We start from the raw sequence: 22,144 nt of genomic DNA on the forward strand, positions 1-22,144 counted from the left end.
TAACATGGAAAATACATGAATAATAAAACTTTTTTATTTTATTATTCTTTAGAAATTATATGTTATAATCATGTCTAAGGGGGTTTGTATCTAATGAATATAGATGTCGGAAGTAAAATTAGAGCTCTTAGAAAATCTAAAAATATCAGTATCTCTACTTTAGCAAAGAACTCGGATTTAAGTACGGGTTTAATAAGTCAAATTGAGCGAAATATGGTTGTTCCATCAATTGTAGCAATGTGGAAAATATCAAAAGCTCTTGATATAAATATAGGTTATTTTTTTGATGAGATTGGAAAAGAATACTCTGATATAGTGGTAAAGAAAAACAATAGAAAAAAAATAGTAACTAATGATTCTACAAAATTTTATGAACTTCTTGTTCCTAATTTATCTGGTAAGAAAATAGAATTTTTACTTGTTACGCTAGATGGTCATACAAAAAAAAGTAGTGAATTTGTAACACATGAAGGGGAAGAATGTGGTTATATAATAAAAGGAAAAATGAAGATAATACTTGGAAATAAGGAATATGTACTAGAAGAAGGAGATAGTTTTTATTTTAACAGTACTATTCCACATGTATATGAAAATTATGATGATGATATATGTATCTCAGTTTGGGCAATGACTCCACCTTCATTTTAATATATTGAACTCTTACTTGAATATAAATTAATAAAAATCTGAAATAAATTAGTATGACAAATTTTATTCTAATTTATTTCAGATTTTTTTAGTTTATTAATTATATATATTTATTATTATATATTAAGCAGACAACTTTCATCTAAAATATTAGATAGTATCTCTTCTGTTCCACTCATTCCATTAAAAGTACTCGATATAAATGAACTTTCTGTTTCATTTTTATTTATATCACCATGCTTTAATACATATGCTTTATTTGAAATATTGAGCATACCATAATCCATAACAGAATCTCCTATTGCATAAAAAGACTCTATTTTTAATTCCTTAGTCAAATACTTTATAGCATTTTCTTTTGAGATTTCTTTTGGTATAAAATAGATTTTTCTGCCACTAACATAGAATTTCCAATTTTTTGATTCCAATATATCTAGATACTCCCTAATTGAATCCAAACTAAATTTTGCAAAATCAACAACTATATAAAAAAATGTATCTTCTGCAACTTTAAAGTTGGTTATTCCTTCTACATTCAGATAATCTTTAAATTTTACAATCATACTTTCAATGGGTTCATAGTTAGACTTTAATTTATCTATTTCTTTACTCCACGATTTTAATATTTCATTATTTTTAAGTATAATTGCTCCATTTGAAGTTATACTAAATGGAAAATGAATCCCATATTTATTAAATTCTATACGCTTAAATTGCTCTACTGTTCTAGTAGTTGTAGGTATAAACATACCATAATATTGTATTTGCTTTATTAAATTTATAGTATCTAAAGATATATAAGATATTTCTTTTTCTCTATAAATTTCTATATTAGTATATTTCTTATCAGTGTCTAAAAATTTATCAGAGTAAATAATACTCCTGTCTAAGTCTGAAAAAACAATCATTCAGTATTCTCCTGTCTAATATATTTTCTAAATATCTTTCATATTTTTTATTATTCCACAACATTTATATGCTTTTAAGTCCATTTGTTCAACTTCAACATTTTTCTCTTTAGCTAATATAAATATGTGCTCTAAAGATTTATCATTTAAGTCTTTAACTAGAATCTTATATGGAACTCTTCTAAGTAAAACTCTTGTTGTTTCTCCAACACCTGGTTTGATAAAATTAATGTCTGTTATGTTGTACTTTTCCTTTATATTTAAAACATCAAAATACCCATCTTTTGTTATAATATCACTTTCCCATTTATTAACTTCATCAGATATGTTCTTAAATTGATTTTTAAAACATGCTTCTATAGTTTCTATATAATTTATAGATTCGTCTTTATCTTTTAAATGTTTATAGAACTTAGCTCCATGAAAATCATCTTTACCAATTAAATCATCTCTTAATACAGTTCTACTTATTAATCCAGAAACAGTTGAATTTAAACATGCACTTGGTATTAAGAAATCTTCTCTAATTCCATAAAGACCTGAATATCCAGCAGGGTCAGCCAATACAGCAAGGGTTGAGTCAAAAGTTTTTTTAAATTTACTATTAAGCTCATCACATGCCTTTTCAAGTTCTTTTGATATAGTTCCTTTTCCAGTCCAACCATCTAAAAATTGAATCTCTGAATTTGGATGATTCTTTACTATATATTCAACTGCATTCATATCTATTCCTTTATCTCTTATTATAGAGATTGTATAATGAGGTAAATTTAGATTATACTTGTTTTTCAGATATCTCTTTGCCAAAATTCCAATAGGTGTACCTGCTCTAGCAAGTGAAACTAAAACCACATCATTCCCATTTTTTTTAATTATTTTTTCACACATAACCCCTATTGAAAATGCAAGCTTATCTTTATTTTGCTCTAGTTTATCATGATATAAATTCAGATAATCTTCACTAACTTCATACTCTATTGGTATCATTTCTGAATAATGACTACCACTTTGTATTTTTAATTCTCTCTCTTTATTTCCTTCTTCTTTAATTAAATTTGATATATCTTTTAATAAAAAGATAACATCATCCTTAGAATATGTGCTAAAATCTGCCATATGATTCAACTCCTATCTTAAAACTGTGATATATCTTACTCCCCTTAAAGCATTTAGCTACAACATACTATAGTAAGTTCTTTTATACTTGTATTTTTAATTATATCAATAAATTCCAGATAAGAATTTTTACTCTTATTTAACTCTACAAATAAATAACATTTAGAAAAATTATGTTTATCTATATTATAAATATAATTTTGAACATCTATATTATAAAAACTCTTTAATTTAAACTTACTTCTAATAGGATAATTATTTTTTTCAATATCAATAATTGGACTTCTTGTTGTTGAATGATAGTACACATCATATTGATTTTCTTTTTCTTTAGCAAACAACATTGGTATATACATAAATTCTTCAGTACCTAAAAATAGAATCTTTTCATTTTCATTTTTTAAAGATTCTTTATTATCCATAGTTATTTTTTTGCTTTCTCTCTTTACAATTTCTTTTAATCTAAACTGTTCTCTTCTATTGATTCCAAATCTACCTGTATATTTTACGTATTTCTTATTCCCAATATAATCTTCTAGGTCAACATTAATGTGATTTACTACTAAGTTTACTTTATCATTTGAAATAGATTGTGACTCAGCAGTATTATAATTATCATTGTAATTTGAAATAATATCTTCATTTATATCAAAATCAAAGTTTCCTTTAAATAAGTATACAAATTCTATCTTACAATCTAGTTCTTTTTCTAAATAAGTAACTTTTCTTAAGTTCTCATCACTCACCCAATTAAGTATGGAACATATTGTGTACTTCTTTTTAGGATAAATACTTTGAATCTTCCTAATTATATTCATACATGTATTAGCTGTGGTAATCTCATCATCAACTAATATCACCTCATCTCCAGTTTTGAAGTTGTTAAGCATTCCAAAGTATAGATTTTGGTCTGTTGCATGAGAATGTTCCTCTAAAAATTCTAGATTCTCTAACTCATCAAACTGTTCTCTAGTAGTGTGAATAAATTCGTATTCTCCACATAAGTAATCAAAAAAACTATGCCCAATAGCTGTGCCAGTTTCAGCAAAAGCTATAACAGTACCATTTGATGTTACTTTATTTTTTTCATTATAAATTGTGGCTATTAATTTTCCCAAATTATCCATCTCACTTGGTTTGCATGCTAGATGCTTACCAAGTGTCTTTGATATGAATAAAAAACGTCTCTTACTATTGTTTCTTATTCCTATATCTAAAAAATCATTTAATTCTAAATTTAATGGATTATCAATAATGTCAATTTCACAATTAAAATTTAAGCAATTCTTCATAGTCTACTCCTTTATTTAATACACCATATATTTTAGATAGAATCAATGTTTTTTTAGCCCATAAAAAATGTGGATTTGTCTCATTCATTCTCTCTCCTAGTATACCTTTGCTCACACCATATTTGCTATTTGTGCTATTCAATATATCCAAAGCATCAGTAAAATCTTCATATGACACTGCAGATAGTGCTTGTACAATCTGAATTTGCATTGGATGAATTACTGTCTTTCCAATTAGCCCATGAAATTTATCCAACAATATTTCTTCTATATACTTACTTCTTATATCCTTATTTGTCATATCAAAGAACTCTGATACTCCTCCACTTATAGGTATATCTAACTCTGGCCTTTGAAGATACGTAATTATATCTAGTATAAATGAAGAGCAAATCAAATTGTCATATATAGAAAAGTTTTTGTCTCTTCTTATACCATACATACCTAATATGTCAGTTATACCTACTCTAATACTGAGTATTCTTGACTTGTGTTTTAAAATAGAATTGTATAAATTATTAAAACTCAATTCTTTACTTTCCTTATATATAAATTCCCTTGTCTCTATTATTGGAATAACATACATATCTTGAAGATTCATAGAGCTCAAAGCTTTTATACAATTTTCTATTAACTCTGAATTTGCTTTAGGAATTAATATGCCTGTTATAGTATGACTATTTTTAACTATAATATCTTTAATCCTCAACAATTGCTCCACATCTTTTATCCTTACAAAAATTAATGGTATTCCATCTTTGTTTGTTATACTTTCATCACTAATATCTTTCAAAATTAACCTAAGATTTTCTATAGCCTCTAACTCTCCATTTACCCCAACAGCATCTTCTAAGCAAATAGCCAATGGTCTAACTCCTCTAACATCTCCTATAATACTCTTATAAATCATATTATATTGAGTAGCTGGAACGTATAAAAAAGCACCTAGTGCATATTTCAATACATCTTTTTCAGTCTTAGCATTAAAGTCTTTTGGCTCTTTCAAAAAAATTTTTTTCAAATCATCTTTGCAGATATAATCGAAATATTTCAATGTATGGCCTCCTCATATACATAGAAAGGGCCAACTTTATACAAATTAGCCCCTAATATACTACTTATTATAAATTATAGCTGTATTTAATTCTTCCAACCTCTTTGTATTATCCTTAATTAAAACTCTATTGTTTTCTTCTATTCTCATAGTTTCATCTATACCAGACTTAATAGTAGTATACATTTTTTCTAATGTCTCTATTTGAACAGAACTTGTTCCAGCCATTCTAGCTATTTGTGCACTTTGAGTACTTACATTTTGAGCATTTCTAAGCAATAATTCATTAGTCTTATCATCAAGTGCTTTTAGAGATTTTGCTTGCAATTCTTGCTTTTTAAGCAATATAGCTTGAGATAAACATTGTTTAAATACTGGTAAAGTTACAACAAATGCACTGTTTATTTTTCTAATTAAACCATAGTTATTATGTTGCATACCTCTAAGCATAGGTATTGTCTGTATGGCTATATTTTCTGCTATTCTTAAATCATATATTCTTTGATTTAACATATCATAAACTTTCAATAGCTCTTGATAATTAACAACATCCATTTGGTCTCCACTAGTTTCCGATTTTTGCTTAAAGAAAGGTAATATCTCGTTATCCATTTCTTCTATTGCCATTTCTCCAGCAACAATATATTTTTGAAGTTCATTATAAAACTCAAAGTTTTCATTTAACATAGAACCTATTTGCTTATTAGAAAGTGCTATATCTCTTTCATATTGTTCAAGTTCAATTTGGATTTTTTCAACTTCTCCTCCCAATGTTTCATATTTTTGAAACATCATTTCAATGGCATTATTAGCTTTTTTGAAAAGTTTTTGAACAAAATTTGGTTCCTTAGTTTCTTGAAAATCATCTAAATCAAACTTGTCCATTATTTTAGTCAAATGAACCAACATTTTAGAGTTTTCTTCATTTCTATTTAGTTTTATTGTATTTAAAAGACTATCAGAAACCCTTGCTACTCCTTCAGATGCTTTTCTACCAAATTGTAAAATTGTATCTGGGTTTTCTACTTCTATAAGAGACGTCAATGCCTCAACTTCCTTAGACTTTCTCAGTTCATTTTTTTTATTATTTGTATATTCCATTATATCAAAATTTTCTTCTTCAACAACTGTAGGTAAATTTTCAGTAACCTCTACAGAATTTTTATCTTTTGAAAAACTATTTATATTTATCCCCATCTAAAATCTTCTCCTCTTTCCAAAAATTTTTTTAAGTAAAGGTATATCATCTTCAAGTGAATTTAATCTAAGGTCATATACCATTTTATCCAATCTGTGTACATCAATCAATTGGTTATTTATAACATTCTCTATATTATTTTCTCCTCCTGGACACAATATAATAATATCAAATCCAATTTTACTTAGTAAAAGCATAAGGAAAACTATTTCTTTATCAAATACTATACTCTTGTACATATATATAATCAATTTTGGATTTATAAGAGAATAATCAAAATTATTCATCATATGAACAAACTTCTTATCCATATGAAGTATTGTAAACAGACCTTTTATCTTGTCCTCTCCACTTAAACCATTTAAGAACATATTTCCTTCTAATAACTCTTCAACCTTTTCTAAAATCATAATTTGTTGATTTAATGCCAATGTTGAAATAGAATAATCTTTATTATTTAAAACAGAATTTTTATCTATAACACCTTTTGAATTCAGTAAAAAAGACAAACTAAAAGCATCTCTTGTAAACTCTTTCGAAAATTTGTCTATATCCCCATTAAATTCAATAAATGTTGAACTTTCCGAATCTCTCAATAAATCTAAAAACTTAATATACTCATTTTTGTCATTATATATTCCATTAATCTTAGAGAGAAAATTTGGAACTTCTACAGTAACATCATTAAACTTAAATCCTGGTCTTAATTTTAATGGCTGATTCCAGTATATTGATATTTCATCAACAGTTGAACTTAAAAGTAAATTTTTTATTTTTCTATCTTGAAGCTGCCAAGGTTTTATAAATCCTGCATCATTTAATAACTCTTCGCTTATACGTTTTGATGCTTCTGCTCCCACAGTAAAAGCTTTTTTTACAGAACCTTTATCTATTTTTTCTCCTAAGATAACCCTTTCTTCAAAAGCAACTTTTTCTTCTATTATATTGGCTTCTTCAAACTCTACCTTGTATTTTTCTATGTTTAAAATATCTATATTACTCTTTGAATTTGGGTTAAGATATAAAACATCAAAGCCTGCCAAGTACAATATTAAGAGTAGATAAACTTCATGCTTTTTTATATCCCCATAAAATATTACTTTTGGAGCCTCATTTTTATTTATATCTAAAGCACCGATATAGATTTTTATCCATGCCATTATTTTCACTATAAAATTTTGTTTAACTCTATCATTAGTAAATTCTTTTTCTTCCTCTTTTAAAACTTTATCTATAGCTTTTTTTAGTTTATAATCAATCCCATCGAACCCTAAAATATTTATATCTACATCTTCCATACTGTTTCTATATTTTTTAAGTCCATTTTTAAAATAATTTATAATATCAAAATCACTAGGATTTGCTATAGCATCAGTAAATAAAACAATATCTTTTTTACTATCAATATTTTGTTTTGCCTTAAATATCTCAAGATTGTACAAAACCTCATCTTCTAAACCAATATATGAAATAAAATAACTTAGATATCCTTTTGAAGGAGTGTAATTTCCTCTGTCTGATTGGCTGGAGAATATTTTTTCAAATACCTTTGAGTCGCCCATAATTATCCTCCCAATTTAAATGTTTATTTAGAACTGACTCAAAATACATATTTTGAGTCAGTTTGTTATTTTTTAAAAAATTTATTTTAAGCGGCTTTTTTTGGTTTTACTAGTCTTATTATACATTTTACAACTTCATTAACTACAACTACACTTGCTGCTACACATAGAACTTTTCCCCATGTCATAACATCCATAGCTACAGAGTTAAAGAAATCTTGGAATAGCTGAGTAAATATTACTTGCGCAATTCCTGTTAAAACTATTATTTGTAATGCTAATTTGTTATGTGTAAAGTTTGGAAAAATACTATCTGCATTAAATTCTCTACAGTTAAATGCATTAAACAATGCACTAAAAGCAAACAATGCAAACATTACAGTTCCTTTGTGAGCTTCATCAACTCCTAAGAAGTTAAATGTAGATTGTAGCATTAGTATTGTTGTTATATAGATTGCATTTAATACTATCGTATATACCATTGATTTAGAAATTATATTAGCTTTTCTATCAACAGGCTTTCTATTTAATACATGGTTTCTAACAGGCTCTAGACCTAATGCTAGTGCTGGTGGACCATCCATAATTATGTTTACCCATAATAATTGTATTGTAGTAAATGGCATCTCTTGTCCCATTACCTGAGATATTATAGCCACTAAAAAGGCAATTACATTTACTGTTAATTGGAATTGAACGAATCTTTGGAAGTTATCATAAATTCCTCTACCCCATTTAATACCTTTTACAATAGTACTAAAACTATCATCAGTTAAAATTATATCTGCTGCATTTTTAGACACCTCTGTCCCAGAGATACCCATTGCTATACCAACATCTGCTTTTGAAAGTGCTGGAGCATCATTTATACCGTCACCTGTTACTGCAACAACATCTCCACTCTTTTGTAAAGCTGAAACTATTCTCATTTTACTATCTGGCTTACTTCTTGCAACGATTGAGATAGTTTGTATCTCTTCTTTTAATTCTTCATCATCTAAAGTATCTATATATGAAGCTTCAACTGCTCTCATATTTCCTTTTAATAAACCTAATTCTTCACCTATAGCTTTTGCTGTATTTATATTATCTCCTGTAAGCATTTTTACAGAAACACCAGCTTTGTTTGCTGTATTTACAGACTCTATAACATCTTTTCTAAGTGGGTCTCTTATACCAACAAAACCACTGAATACTAAATTACTTTCCATTGCACTAACATTCATAGCATCACTTTCAGCAGTTACTGCTGCTTCTTCTTCAGCTTGTGAGATTTCTTTATATGCAAAACCTAAAGTTCTCATTGATTTTATTTGTAATTTTTTTATTTCTTCTAAAATTTCATGTTTCACATTTTCAGTTATTGGAACTATGTCTTTTCCCCTTTGGATATGTGAACATAACTCAAGTAAAACTTCTGGTGCTCCTTTTGATAATAGTACATGATGATTATCTCTACCCATAACAGAAGTCATCCTTTTTGAGTCAGAAGTAAAAGGATTTTGAGCTACTATATTACAATCTTTTCTAAATTTTCTATAGTCTACGTTTTTATAGTATAAAAGTAATGCACATTCAGTAGCACTTCCCAAATACTTAACATCACCATCGTTATGCTCTATATCAGCTGTAGAGTTTATCATACAGTTTTCTTCAAAATAACTATTTATTTCTTCTTCTGAACTTTCAATATATCTTCCATCAATATATGCAACTTCTACAGTCATTCTATTTTCAGTTAATGTACCAGTTTTATCTGAACATATTACAGAAACAGAACCTATAGTTTCACAAGCTTCTTTTTTAGTAACTAATGCATTTATTTTGGCCATTTTTTGCATTGTTATTGCAAGTGTCATATTTATCATAGTTGGAAGACCTTCTGGTACTGCTGCAACTATTAACGCAACACATACTGTAAATGCCGTTTTAACAGGGTCTATTGATTCTAAAAATGGTAATATTCCAGACATGTCTACATTTAATACATTCTTACTTACCATTTGGAAAACCATAAATATAAATAATAATCCTGCTACTGCACTAGAAACTTTAGCTATCAATCCACCTAAATTTCCAAGTTTTATCTGAAGTGGAGTTTGCTCATCTGTATCTGATAAGTTTTGAGCTATTTTACCCATCTCACTACTATCTCCAATTGAAGTTACAACTAGAGTTCCTCTACCATAAGCTACAAGTGTACCACCAAATACCATATTTATTTGTTTTGCAGGTATTGGCTCTTGTACTACTAATGCTCCTTTAGATTCTATTTCTTCCATAGAAACTACTACATCACACTTTTTAGATACATCATCAGATTCCCCAGTTAACATATCTTCTCTAACTTTAAGATTTATAGTCTCTATAAGTCTACCGTCAGCAGGTACCATGTCACCAGTTTCGATATATACTATATCTCCTGGTACCAATTCACTTTTAGAGATTTGATGTACTTCTCCGTCTCTCAATACTTTAACTTCTATGTTTTCAGTCAATTTAGAAAGAGCATCTGCTGCTTTCTTAGAACGACCTTCTGTAATCATACCTATTGCTATACCTATTGCTATAGCTCCTACTATACCTATTGCATCATGAGTTTCTCCAATTACTGCACTTACTACTGCTGCAATAATCAAAATAACTATCATTGGTTCACTTAAACTGTCTTTTAAATCATCCCAAAAGCTTCCTTCTTCTTTTGGTGTAAACTCATTTAAACCATACTTTTCTCTTCTTTTCTTGACTTCTGGTTCTGATAAACCTTTTTCAGGGTTAACAGATAAGTCTTCTGTTACCTCTTCTTTATCTACATTATAATATTTGATATCATTATTAAATTCCATATGCACACTCAATCCTGTCTAAATTTTGCATTACTTCCTTAAGACCCGCATCCTTTGTTCCTTCACCTATTGCTTTAAATTGCCAACTTCCATCTTTTCTATATATAGCTCCTACTATAAGAGTAGTTTTTTCAGAATAATTATCAGATAGATTATATTTGGCTATCTCTTTCTTATTATTTTGGTCTTCAACTCTTATATAGGCATTTTCTATCATACCAAAATGTTGTTTTCTATCCACACAGTTGTATATGTTTACTACAAATAACAATTTGTGAATATTTGATGGAACCTTATCCAAATTAACTAGGATTTGTTCATCATCACCTGTACCTTCACCAGTTAAATTGTCTCCTGTATGCAATACTGACTTACAGGCACTTTTTAGATTTCCAAAATAAATTAAATCTTTTATTCCACTCAATTTTCCTTCTTGATTAAGCATAAATACAGATGCATCACAATCTATATCAGCTTGTCCTCCACCAAACAGAGATTTAAAAAATCCTCCACCTGCTTGTTGCACAGGGTCCCATCCCAAACCTACAAGTATATTACTCAGTCCAGGGTTCGATTTTTTTAAATCTATTTTATCACCTTTTGATAAATTAATCGACATACTAAACCTCCACAAAATTTTATATAATATAACCTATACATTTTTGTATAGGTTATTTATATTTAATATATTATATTACTCAAGTTAAACATTTAATCCATAATTTCTACAAAGTGCTTCTAAGCCACCTTCAAAACCTGCTCCAACTGCATTAAACTTCCATTCTCCATTATACTTATATATCTCACATACTGTAATTGCAGTTTCTATACTAAATTCTTCACCCAAGTCATATCTTAATATTTCTTCGTCATTTTCAGAATTTAAGACTCTTATATATGAGTTACTTACTTGTCCAAAATTTTGTCTTCTTTCGGCAGCTTCATATATTGTAACTGTTACAGCTATCTTTTGAATATGCTTTGGCATTACATCTAAATTTACTAGTATTTCCTCGTCATCTCCATCACCTTCACCAGTTCTATTGTCACCCAAGTGTTCAACTGCTCCTGATGTATGTTTTAAGTTATTATAGAATATAAAATCTTCATCTTTTTCAACTCTTTGTGATTCTCCTACCATGAAAACACTTACATCTAAATCATAATCATATCCACTATCAAATGAATTTGTATCCCATCCTAATCCAAGTTTTATATTTTTAAGACCTGGATTTCCTTTAGTTAAATCAATTTTTTGTCCTTTTTTTAATACTATAGCCATGGAAAATACCCCCTCTAGTTTATTATTATATTTGAAATTATAAGTTTATTCCAAAGTTTCCACATAGTGCAGCGAGACCACCTTCAAAACCAGAGCCTAGTGCATTAAACTTCCATTCTCCATTATGCTTATATATTTCAGCTACTACTATAGCAGTTTCTATACTAAAATCTTCTCCTAATTCATACTTTATTAGCTCTTCATTCGTATCTTTATCTACTATTCTTATATAAGAATTACTTACTTGTCCAAAGTTCTGTCTTCTCTCAGTTGCATCATGAATTGTAACTGTAAAAGAAATCTTGCTTATTTCTCCAGGAATCTTAGATAAATCAACAACTATTTGTTCATCATCTCCATCACCTTCACCAGTTCTATTGTCACCTAAATGTTCAACTGCTCCAGATGTATGTTTTAAATTATTGTAAAATACAAAATCTCCATCATTAGTAACACTTCCACTTGCTCCTGTTAAAAATGCTGCTGTATCTAAATCAAAGTCAAATCCACCATCATACTTGTTAGTGTCCCATCCTAAACCAACTAAAATATTTTTAAGGCCTGGATTTCCTTTAGTTAAATCAACCTTTTGGCCTTTTGATAATGTTATACCCATAATTTATCGCTCCCTTGTTAATTTTAGCTAAACAAATCTTGCTAATTATTTATCTTTTTCTTTAATCATATTATATCATTTTTTATTCATTTGTGAAGAAAACTTACTTGATATTTTTAAAATATAATTAAAAAAATGTTTATATTTCTTACTTTTTACATAGATTTTACATACTTTATTAAATATGTAAAATCTATGTTTAATATGTAATTATATATCATTTGTATGAACAAGTACATATTTTATTTTGAAACTACAAAATTCTTGTACTATATTGTTTTAAGTTGTTTTATAATAGATTATATCATCTTATTTTATAGGAGAAAAAATATGCTTTGTACTATTAAACCATTAAAGATTTTAATAAAAAAATCACATGAACCTCTAATTGAATTTATGTCTAATATGCCATATGCAAGTAAAAGTTCTTCATACATTAAGGAAGTCTACTTTACACGATATATAGGTGTTGAATATTCAATTGATAAGTACATAGAAAAAATCAAAAAGATAGACGATTATTTTTTTAATAATCCAAAAATTCCTTATATTAGATTAAGTAATTTAAATATGAGTTTTGACAAATCACAAACAGATAATATGCTTAAGGTTTTTAATACTTATGATAAAGTCAAATTTAACAGCTGGAACTTATATAGTATTGACTTTCCATGCAAGCTAGAAAATGATACTTTAGATTGGACTAAAAAAATTGCATTTAAAAATACCTTAGATTTATTTGATACAAGTATGCCAAATTCAACACCTTCTATTGTTAAAAACTTTGCTGTTAAACTTTTGTGTTGGATAGAATACTTTCTACCTAAGTTATTTTATAATAAAACAAAAACTAATATCTCACCAAAAATAGTGTACTTTGGAAATATTAAGAGACAAGAACTTTTTTTCTTATATTTTTTATCACAACTTGGATGTGATATTTTATATATAAACCCATGTAAAGATATTATTGATTTATATCCTGAATGTTCAAATTTTTCTACTCTATTTGAGCTTTCTAAAAAGAGTACAGAGATATTAGAAATACCTTTTGAAAAATCTGTTTCGAATATAAACTATAAAGAAGATACCAATAAAATCTACACTTCTACAGATAGACCTCACTCTGAAAGTACTTTTATTAACACAAAACATACATCTAAAAAACCTATACAAAATAAAGAAATAGAACTTTCTTATGAAGAACTTGCAATGTTATCATCTTCTATCGTTATGATTGTTGTGTGTAATAGTGAGGAAAAACCATTCAAGAGTGGTTCTGGAGTAGTAATAAATAGCGAAGGTTATATACTTACAAATCTTCATGTAGTTAACGATGGGTACTCATTTTTGGTTAGATTTGAAAATGATGATAATGTTTATACATCTTACCAAATTATAAAGTATCATACAGATTATGATTTAGCTGTAATAAAGGTTGATAGAAAATGTAAACCAATACCTATCAATGTTAGTAAAAAACCTGTAAGAGGTCAAAAAATAGTTGCAATCGGAAGCCCTTTAGGTCTTTTCAATACAGTTTCAGATGGAATTATCTCAGCTTTTCGTGATTTTGAAACAGTTCAAATGATACAATTTACAGCTCCAATCTCTAGTGGTAGTTCAGGTGGAGCACTTTTAGATATGTTTGGAAATTTACTAGGGTTGATTTCTGCTGGTTATGATGATGGGCAAAATCTAAATTTAGCAGTAGAAAGTAACCTTGTCAAAATGTTTGCCAACAATTTTATTGAAATAATAAAATAAATGTATCTGGATAAACTTTTAATAAAATAGCCAGAACTAAGTTTTTGATAATAATATATATCAGAAATTTAGTTCTGGCTATTTCTAAAATACAATACAAGAAAAATCTAACACAAGATTAGTATTTAATATTTTTATCTTCCATAAATATTTGATACCACATACAAAAGATGAATATAGTCCATATTTTTCTTGAATTATCCTTATGTCCTTTAAAATGTTCCTCTAAAAGATTTATTGCATATTTTTTATCTATAAAATCATCTACATTTGAATTAGAAATAGTTTCTTTTACAACTTCTCCTAAAGAATCTTTTAACCAAATTCTTATTGGTGTTGGAAATCCTAATTTTTTTCTTTGAATAACATGTTCTGGAACTATATCTTTAAATGCTTCTCTAAGTAAAACTTTTGTATTACTCTTTGTTGTCTTTTGATCCATCCTCAAGTTCTTTGCTACATCAAATACATCTTTATATAAAAATGGAGCTCTAAGTTCAAGTTGCTCACATATAGAAATTTTACTCATTTTTTGAAGTATATCACCCTGAAGCCATGTATTCATATCTATATGTTGCATCTTGCTTATATAATCATAATTATGCTTCTGTGCATCTCTATACAAGTTAGATAACAAGTACTCATATATATTTTTCTCTTTATATTTATAAAAGAAATTTTTTACTTCACTATTTTCAAAAATCTTTGCATTTCCTATATATCTTTTTTCTAGTGGTGTTGTAGCTCTATAAAAGTAATTTTTTCCCTTCATGTTAGGCATAAGTTCTGAAACTCTTCCTAAGATACTTTTAACATACGTAGGTGAGTTTACAATAGATTTCATATTATTATATTCCTTATATATATTATATCCTCCAAATAATTCATCTGCACCTTCTCCAGACAATGCTACTTCAACATGTTTACCTGCTTCCTTGATTAGAAAATAAAGTCCTACTTCTGAAGGGTCTGCTACAGGGTCATCCAAAGAATAAATTATTTTTGGTAATGCTTTTATATATTCATCTTGTGTTATATTAATTTGGATATTTTCTATACCTAACTTATCAGCTGTTTTCTTTGCTATTTCTAACTCACTATATCCTTTAACATTAAATCCTACAGAAAAGGATTTTATATTTGGATTAATTTGTGAAGCTAAAGTAGTTATAATAGATGAATCTATACCACTAGATAGAAATGTTCCAATTGCTCTATTTCCTATCATATGACTTTTTACTGAATCCATTATCACATTTCTTACATCTTCCTCGCTTATATCTCTATTTCCTAAATGATTCTTAGTATAAAAAAATTTTGTACTACTTCTAAATTCAAGTTTGTTATATCTTTTTAAAGATAATATTCCATTTTCCACTCTAAAAAAATGACCTGCTGGTATCAACCTTATTCCTTGTATCATAGTATCTTCAGGAAGTACATATTGAAATGAAAAATAGCTTTGCAAACTTCTTTCATTTATATTTAGATTTTTTATATATTGAAGCATAAATTTATACTCTGAGGCAAAAATGATTGATTGTTCATTATTTATATAATAAAGTGGTTTTATTCCAAATAAATCTCTCGCTCCAAATATACTTTCACTTACTTTATCATATATTATAAAACTAAACATACCTTTTATCTTATGTACACAATTCTTACCAAACTCTATATAAGACGCCAATAAGATTTCAATATCATCATCAGTAGTAAAAGTATGCCCTTTTTCAATCAATTCTGCTTTTATTTCATGACAATTATATATACTTCCATTAAAAACAATAACTTTTCCATCCTTTTCAAATGGTTTATTCCCACAAATAACATCTATTACATCAAATCTCTCAAAATCAAAAGTTTTTTCATCATTTTTAAATTTTTCTCTACTATCGAGATTTACATTATTAATATTATTTATAGACTCTTTTTTTTTAAGTTTAATATCTTCTTTTTTAGATATATCTCCTTTATAATAAATTGAAATATTGCCATCCATACTATCAAAATTCCTTCCTATCTTTTAGTCTTGTTCTATATCTCATAGTTTTGTCTTTAGATTTAAAACTTATTCAATTTAAAAGAAAATTACTATCAAATTTTTATAAATTATTTGCTAATCTTTCATATTTTTTTTATTTCTAGAAATACTATATTAGGAGGTGATTTTTATGAAGAAAAAAATGTTAATACCAGTTATTATGTCTTTATTTATAATTTCACAGTGTATAACTTCATTTGCTTTTACACCTGAAAACAATAAATTTAAGGTTAAACCATTACCTTATGCATATGATGCACTTGAACCTTATATAGATAAAGAAACTATGAAATTGCATCATGATAAACACTATCAAGCTTATGTTGATAAATTAAATGCTGCTCTTGAAAAATATCCTGAGCTTTACAATTATTCTTTATGTGAATTATTGCAAAATTTAGACTCTTTGCCTAAAGATATTGTTACAGCAGTAAGAAACAATGCAGGAGGTGCTTACAATCATAAATTCTTTTTTGATATAATGACTCCTGAAAAAACTATCCCTTCTGAATCTTTAAAAGAAGCAATCGATAGAGACTTTGGTTCTTTTGAAAAATTTAAAGAAGAATTCAAAAAAGCTTCTTTAGATGTTTTCGGTTCTGGTTGGGCTTGGCTTGTAGCTACTAAGGATGGTAAATTATCCATTATAACTACTCCAAACCAAGATAGTCCTATAAGTAAAAACTTAACTCCTATAATAGGACTTGATGTTTGGGAACATGCTTACTATTTAAAATATCAAAATAGAAGAAATGAATACATTGACAACTGGTTTAATGTAATAAATTGGAATGGAGCTTTAGAAAACTATAAAAATTTAAAATCTCAAGATTAATTAAATATTAAAATCCTTTTGAAAAAAACTTATGTTTGCTATATAATAGAATAAAAGATAGTCTAAATTTACCAATATTATGTTTATAGTGACGATTCAGGAGGATTTTTATATGATAAAAGAAACACATGAAAGGGGAGGATATATATTTGCACTTTTGATACTCCCCTTTATAAACAATATATATCTAGTCAAATACGATATTACATATAAAATAGTATTAATTATGGTTTATATTTATTTTGCATATTTAGGGTCTTTGTTTCCAGATATAGATATGCGAGGTTCTCATATAAGTAAAAAATTTATATTGATATACAAATTATTTGGAAGCAGGTTTAGACATAGAGGATTTACCCATAGCCTAATTGCTTTATTGCTTCTTTATAGTTTTTTTAAATCTCTAACAATCTTTACTCACAATAATATAGTTTTCTCATGTTTGTCTAGTGGATTTATAATAGGATATCTATCTCACCTGTGCCTTGACCTTATTACTAAAGAAGGTATTGAACTGTTTTACCCCATTACCATAAACATTTCTTTACTCCCTATAAAAACTAACTCAAAAACAGAAAAATTCATATCTAAGCTCTTAAATTTCATAGTTATTTTTTTGATTGGATATCAATTTTATATTTTACTATAGTTACGTTTGTCGACTCATATTTTGTTTAATAGTTCTTAAAAGATATTGTACCTAATAAACAAAAAAATAAAAAGTATCTTAAAATAATGCTTTGGAAGTTAATTATTTTTTGATACTTTTTATTTTTTAGAAAACTAAATTTTTCTATTATCTCTATCATCATTGTTTTTTTTATGATGAAATTCATAATTATGATTTTCAAGGTTTTTATTGACTCTATTTCCAATCTTCCATGATAAAAACACCAGCAATATAAATGATGCTATCTTTAAAGGACTTGTTATAAATCCTTCTATGTCACTTGCCACATAACTTATTACTATAAACATTACAAATTTGCCTGCCAACATTGCTGGCACAAAATCCTTTATATCTTTTTTACCAAAAGCTGATGCAATAGTAACTAAACAACCAGGCATAAATGGACAGGCATATGCTATAAACAATAACTTAAATCCCTGTTTATCCATCCAACTTATTGCCCTTTCAGTTTTACTATTTCTCAACTTATTAAAAAGCTTACTGTCATTAAATCTGCTTATTAATAAAAATAACGAGGTTGTCCCAAGTCCTGAGCCAATCCATGATAACAAACATCCAAGAAATAACCCTTGTATTGCAGCATTTGCTGTAACTATGGCAACAAGTGGTAGGGCTGGTATAAAGCTTTCTATAAATGCACTTAACAAACCAATTATTGTAGCTAGTACCCAATAGTTTTGAGTCAAATCAAGTAATTCTTGTATATACTGCATATTGCTTTTCCCCTTTTTTAACTTTAACTATTATTATATACTCTATATTGTTATTATATACCAATCTCAAAAAAGGAATCTAACATTAAAAAGTAAACAATCTATATAAATTTACAGTTAAGGTATGATTATTTTATTATATATTATAACAAAAAAGTCTTAAAATATGAATTGTCATATTTTAAGACTTTTTCGGTCTTATATTTAAACTATAGTATATCTGCTTTCATAATATCTTCAAAATCACCTTTTTCAGATATTAATCTTATCAATTTAACAGTACAACTTAAATCATTTATAAGTATAGCTCCAACTAATGAACCGTCTTTCATAAATAATTTTTTGTATATTCTCTTTCCTTCATCTTTTGATGAAATTTCTTTATCAAAATTTTGTATATTACCAATACTAAATACTTTTACATTCATTGCATCTAATGAAACTGGATACACATCACTTTCAAATGTCAAATTATCTCCACTTGCATTTGCACCTGCTATTTTTCCCATTTCCACTGAGGATGGCCATATTGCTAAACTAGTATTTTCTACTTGTGCAACATCTCCACAAGCATATATATCTTTAACAGTTGTCTGTAATGTCTTATCTACAACAATACCCCTGTCAGTTTTTACAGATGTATCTTGAACTATTTGTGTATTTGCTCTTACACCAATAGAAAATACTACCATATCACATTCAACACTATCTCCATCTTTGAATATAACTTTTTGTGCTTTTCCATTTCCATCGATACCATCAACTGCTACACCTAATCTTACATCTATTCCTGTATCTCTTACACATTGCTCTAATATTTTACTACCTTCTTTATCAAGTTGTTTTGATAGTATGCCATCCATCGCTTCAACTACTACTACTTCTAATCCTTTTAATCTAAATTCCCATGCAGCTTCAAGTCCTAATAGACCTCCACCAATTACCACAACTTTCTTAGATTTTTCTAAGGCTTCCTTTACACTGTATAAATCTTTTATATTTCTAAGAGTAAACACATTTTCTAAATCATGCCCTTTAATTGGTGGTATAAAGTTTCTACTTCCTGTAGCTATTACAAGTTTATCAAATTTAATGGCACCATCATTTACTATAATAGTTTTATTTGCTTCATCTAACTTATCTACATTTGTTCCTAATATTACTACTATATTGTTTTCGTCATACCAAGCTTTATCTTCCATATAAAAATCTGAACCAAGCTCTTCATTTATGCCATCAGAAAGTGCAGGTCTATAGTAAGTTAATTCATCTTCATTAGAAATCATAGTTATCTTACAAGTTTTATTTCTTTTTCTTATAGCATCTGCTGCATAAAAACCAGCTGCTCCATTTCCTACTATTACAAAATATTCATCAGTATCTTTTCTAAAAGTAACTTCATCTTCTTCAACTTCTATAAATTGGTCTTCTTTCGCTCCACATACAGGACATACACTAGGAGCACTATCCCCTTCAAATACTTCATTACAAATTACACATTTAAATTTCTTAGTTTTCTTTTTACTTCCAAAAGTAGAATTTAATTTATCCAAGAATTTACCTGTATAAGAATGTAATTTTTCTAACTCTTCATTTGATGGTTTAAAGTTAACAGCAAATGGTTTTACAGCTTTCATTCTAAGCTGATTTATTCTCTCCATAGCATTTTCTATACCTTCTCCACTCCATCCATATGAACCAAATACTGAAGCAACCTTTCCACCATGAATAACTGGATTTAAGGATACTAAAATATCCCATATAGGCTTTAATGCGTCTCCTAATATTGTTGGTGTACCAAACAATACACCTTGTGATACTGCTATCTTTGCTAAAATATCTTCTTGTTTATTCTCTATTACATCAAATAAGTTTACTTTATAATTGCTGTTTTGTTCAATATATGCTTTTATAGCCTCTGCCATAATCTTTGTATATCCATGTGCAGAAACATAACAAATTGTAACTTCTTTTTCTAATTTTATTTGTTCATTTACACTCCAGTTATAATAAAGGTCTATAATTTTTCTAGGATTTTCAGTTAATACTGGTCCATGACCTGGACATACAGTATCTATATCTAAGTCTCTTATCTTTTCTATAGCAGTTACCATAGATGGCTTGAATGGTCCCATTATACAATCATAATAGTATCTTAAAGCATCTAAGTAATCCTTTTCTTCGTCTTCATCAAGTGTGTTTACTATCTTATCATTACTATAATGACTACCAAATGAATCACATGTTACAAGAGTCTTGTCTTCTTTAATATATGTGTATATAGTATCTGGCCAATGAAGCATAGGAACAGAGAAGAATTCTAAAGTCTTGTCTCCAATTGATAATGTATCTCCATCTGCAACTGCAATATACTCAAAATCTTTGTTTACTATTTCCTTAAGATATTTAATTGCAGTTTCTGAAGCTACTACTTTTGCATTCTTAGCTAAATCCAAAAGTTTTTCAACACTTCCTGCATGGTCTGGTTCAGTATGACTTACAACAATATAGTCTATTTTTTCAAAATCTATATTTAAATCATTTAATCGTTCAATATAATTTTCAAAATGCTTATCTTTAACTGTCTCAAATAAAACCGTTTTTTCTGTTCCTTTTAATACATATGAATTATAAGTAGTTCCATAAGGTGTATACATAATTATGTCAAATACTCTTAAGTCAGGGTCAAGTGAACCTACCCAATATAAATTTTCTTTTATTTTTAATGATTTCAATGACATACCGTACTCCTCCTAAAATAGTTATTTAATCTTTTTATACCCTGCTTGTTATATTTTAAACAAATTTTATTTAAAAAAGAAATTATTACAAAAGTAATTTAAAGCTTCTAATCTTCTTTTTCTACCTCCAATATAGTTCCCTTTTTAGAATCTACCTTTATGTCATATTCATTTTTATCTTTATCTATTCTTATTTTATAAAAAGTAACATCTAAATCTTTATCTAAACTCCATTTTTTTACTCTTCCATTTTGTTCTTTTAATGCAATCTCCATAGCTTTTTGAGGTGTTATTATATCATTTAAATCTAATTTTTCTTTTCTAGCTGCTCCATTTAAATCTTCTGAATCCAATTTTTCTGTTTTATCCTGTAGTACATCTTTTGTATTAGCGTCTATTTTCATCTTATACTCATTATTATCATCTACACCTTCAACAGTATAAACAAATTTATTTAAGTCTCTTTCAAGGCTTAAATCTACTATATCAGCATCTTTATACTTATCTTTAAATATGCTTACTGCATCTGTGTATGGTACTTTAAAATCTTGTTCATTCAAATTTTCATTATTTTTTTCATCTTTTAAATCATTATTTGACGCATTTGTCTCTTTCTTCGTATTATCTTGTGCCTGTCCTGAATCTGTAGTTGGATTTCCACTACATGCAGTCAATAAACCTGCAACAAGTATACTTACTACTAATAAATATGTTTTTTTACACATAAAAAACCCTCCTTAAATACTTAATTTATTCTATATTATGCCCTCTAAACCCTTTATTTACCCTTTTATATTAAATTTACTTCCTACTTTGCTAGTTTTAAGACTA

18 protein-coding genes are annotated in these 22,144 nt (G+C 27.6%); 4 read left to right on the plus strand and 14 right to left on the minus strand.

Features of this window, described 5'->3' with window-relative positions; translation table 11 throughout:
- The first annotated feature begins 93 nt into the window (after window positions 1-93).
- The gene (locus KGF38_RS08490; RefSeq protein WP_065388385.1) at window positions 94-648 is read left to right on the plus strand and encodes a cupin domain-containing protein; all 555 of its coding nucleotides are present in this window, start codon (window positions 94-96) and stop codon (window positions 646-648) included.
- Window positions 649-764: 116 nt separating this feature from the next.
- On the opposite strand, the gene KGF38_RS08495 is transcribed toward KGF38_RS08490, so the two are convergent.
- The 10 genes from KGF38_RS08495 to KGF38_RS08540 all read right to left on the minus strand — a co-directional run bounded on the left by KGF38_RS08495 (window position 765) and on the right by KGF38_RS08540 (window position 12,522).
- Complete coding sequence (locus KGF38_RS08495) at window positions 765-1,556, minus strand: HAD hydrolase family protein (protein WP_054270124.1); 792 nt, start codon at window positions 1,554-1,556, stop codon at window positions 765-767.
- A 27-nt stretch (window positions 1,557-1,583) separates the two neighbouring features.
- Window positions 1,584-2,672: a cysteine protease StiP family protein gene (locus KGF38_RS08500; protein WP_074179801.1), complete on the minus strand. Its 1,089-nt coding sequence runs from the start codon at window positions 2,670-2,672 to the stop codon at window positions 1,584-1,586.
- 53 nt (window positions 2,673-2,725) lie between these two features.
- A complete protein-coding gene (locus KGF38_RS08505; RefSeq protein WP_074179802.1) occupies window positions 2,726-3,964 on the minus strand; it encodes a phosphoribosyltransferase family protein in 1,239 nt (412 codons plus the stop codon).
- Window positions 3,942-5,018, minus strand: a complete 1,077-nt coding sequence (locus KGF38_RS08510) for an HpcH/HpaI aldolase/citrate lyase family protein (protein WP_054270121.1) — start codon at window positions 5,016-5,018, stop codon at window positions 3,942-3,944. Before KGF38_RS08510 ends, KGF38_RS08505 begins: the two co-directional genes overlap by 23 nt.
- A gap of 60 nt (window positions 5,019-5,078) precedes the next feature.
- A complete protein-coding gene (locus KGF38_RS08515; RefSeq protein ID WP_054270120.1) occupies window positions 5,079-6,215 on the minus strand; it encodes a toxic anion resistance protein in 1,137 nt (378 codons plus the stop codon).
- A complete protein-coding gene (locus KGF38_RS08520) occupies window positions 6,216-7,778 on the minus strand; it encodes a YceG family protein (protein ID WP_054270119.1) in 1,563 nt (520 codons plus the stop codon).
- Between the two features lie 86 nt (window positions 7,779-7,864).
- Window positions 7,865-10,624, minus strand: coding sequence for a calcium-translocating P-type ATPase, PMCA-type (locus tag KGF38_RS08525; protein ID WP_074179803.1), 2,760 nt, complete (start codon window positions 10,622-10,624; stop codon window positions 7,865-7,867).
- Window positions 10,614-11,243: a TerD family protein gene (locus KGF38_RS08530; RefSeq protein ID WP_054270118.1), complete on the minus strand. Its 630-nt coding sequence runs from the start codon at window positions 11,241-11,243 to the stop codon at window positions 10,614-10,616. Before KGF38_RS08530 ends, KGF38_RS08525 begins: the two co-directional genes overlap by 11 nt.
- A gap of 84 nt (window positions 11,244-11,327) precedes the next feature.
- Complete coding sequence (locus KGF38_RS08535) at window positions 11,328-11,906, minus strand: TerD family protein (protein ID WP_054270117.1); 579 nt, start codon at window positions 11,904-11,906, stop codon at window positions 11,328-11,330.
- Between the two features lie 37 nt (window positions 11,907-11,943).
- On the minus strand, window positions 11,944-12,522 hold the full coding sequence (locus KGF38_RS08540; RefSeq protein ID WP_003420269.1) for a TerD family protein: 579 nt from the start codon (window positions 12,520-12,522) through the stop codon (window positions 11,944-11,946).
- Between the two features lie 330 nt (window positions 12,523-12,852).
- On the opposite strand from KGF38_RS08540, the gene KGF38_RS08545 reads away from it, so the two are divergent.
- Window positions 12,853-14,289 carry a trypsin-like peptidase domain-containing protein gene (locus KGF38_RS08545; protein WP_074179804.1) on the plus strand — a complete coding sequence of 479 codons (1,437 nt, stop codon included), beginning with the start codon at window positions 12,853-12,855 and terminating at the stop codon, window positions 14,287-14,289.
- A gap of 118 nt (window positions 14,290-14,407) precedes the next feature.
- Here KGF38_RS08545 and asnB read toward each other — a convergent pair whose 3' ends face one another.
- Entirely contained in the window at window positions 14,408-16,291 is a 1,884-nt protein-coding gene (gene asnB / locus KGF38_RS08550; protein ID WP_074179805.1) for an asparagine synthase (glutamine-hydrolyzing), read from the minus strand.
- 172 nt (window positions 16,292-16,463) lie between these two features.
- Between asnB and KGF38_RS08555 the strand changes: the two genes are divergently transcribed.
- Together KGF38_RS08555 and KGF38_RS08560 are read left to right on the plus strand one after the other, a co-directional pair.
- A complete protein-coding gene (locus tag KGF38_RS08555; RefSeq protein ID WP_054270114.1) occupies window positions 16,464-17,168 on the plus strand; it encodes a superoxide dismutase in 705 nt (234 codons plus the stop codon).
- A gap of 112 nt (window positions 17,169-17,280) precedes the next feature.
- Entirely contained in the window at window positions 17,281-17,817 is a 537-nt protein-coding gene (locus KGF38_RS08560; protein WP_054270113.1) for a metal-dependent hydrolase, read from the plus strand.
- Window positions 17,818-17,951: 134 nt separating this feature from the next.
- On the opposite strand, the gene KGF38_RS08565 is transcribed toward KGF38_RS08560, so the two are convergent.
- From KGF38_RS08565 to KGF38_RS08575, 3 genes are all read right to left on the minus strand, one after another.
- Entirely contained in the window at window positions 17,952-18,572 is a 621-nt protein-coding gene (locus KGF38_RS08565; protein ID WP_074179806.1) for a TVP38/TMEM64 family protein, read from the minus strand.
- Window positions 18,573-18,781: 209 nt separating this feature from the next.
- A complete protein-coding gene (locus KGF38_RS08570) occupies window positions 18,782-21,313 on the minus strand; it encodes an FAD-dependent oxidoreductase (RefSeq protein ID WP_074179807.1) in 2,532 nt (843 codons plus the stop codon).
- A 107-nt stretch (window positions 21,314-21,420) separates the two neighbouring features.
- Complete coding sequence (locus KGF38_RS08575) at window positions 21,421-22,038, minus strand: PepSY domain-containing protein (RefSeq protein ID WP_054270110.1); 618 nt, start codon at window positions 22,036-22,038, stop codon at window positions 21,421-21,423.
- Window positions 22,039-22,144 lie beyond the last annotated feature (106 nt).

The sequence above is a fragment of the Clostridioides sp. ZZV14-6387 genome (genome assembly GCF_020657835.1).
In the GTDB taxonomy this organism is placed as follows: domain Bacteria; phylum Bacillota; class Clostridia; order Peptostreptococcales; family Peptostreptococcaceae; genus Clostridioides; species Clostridioides difficile_A.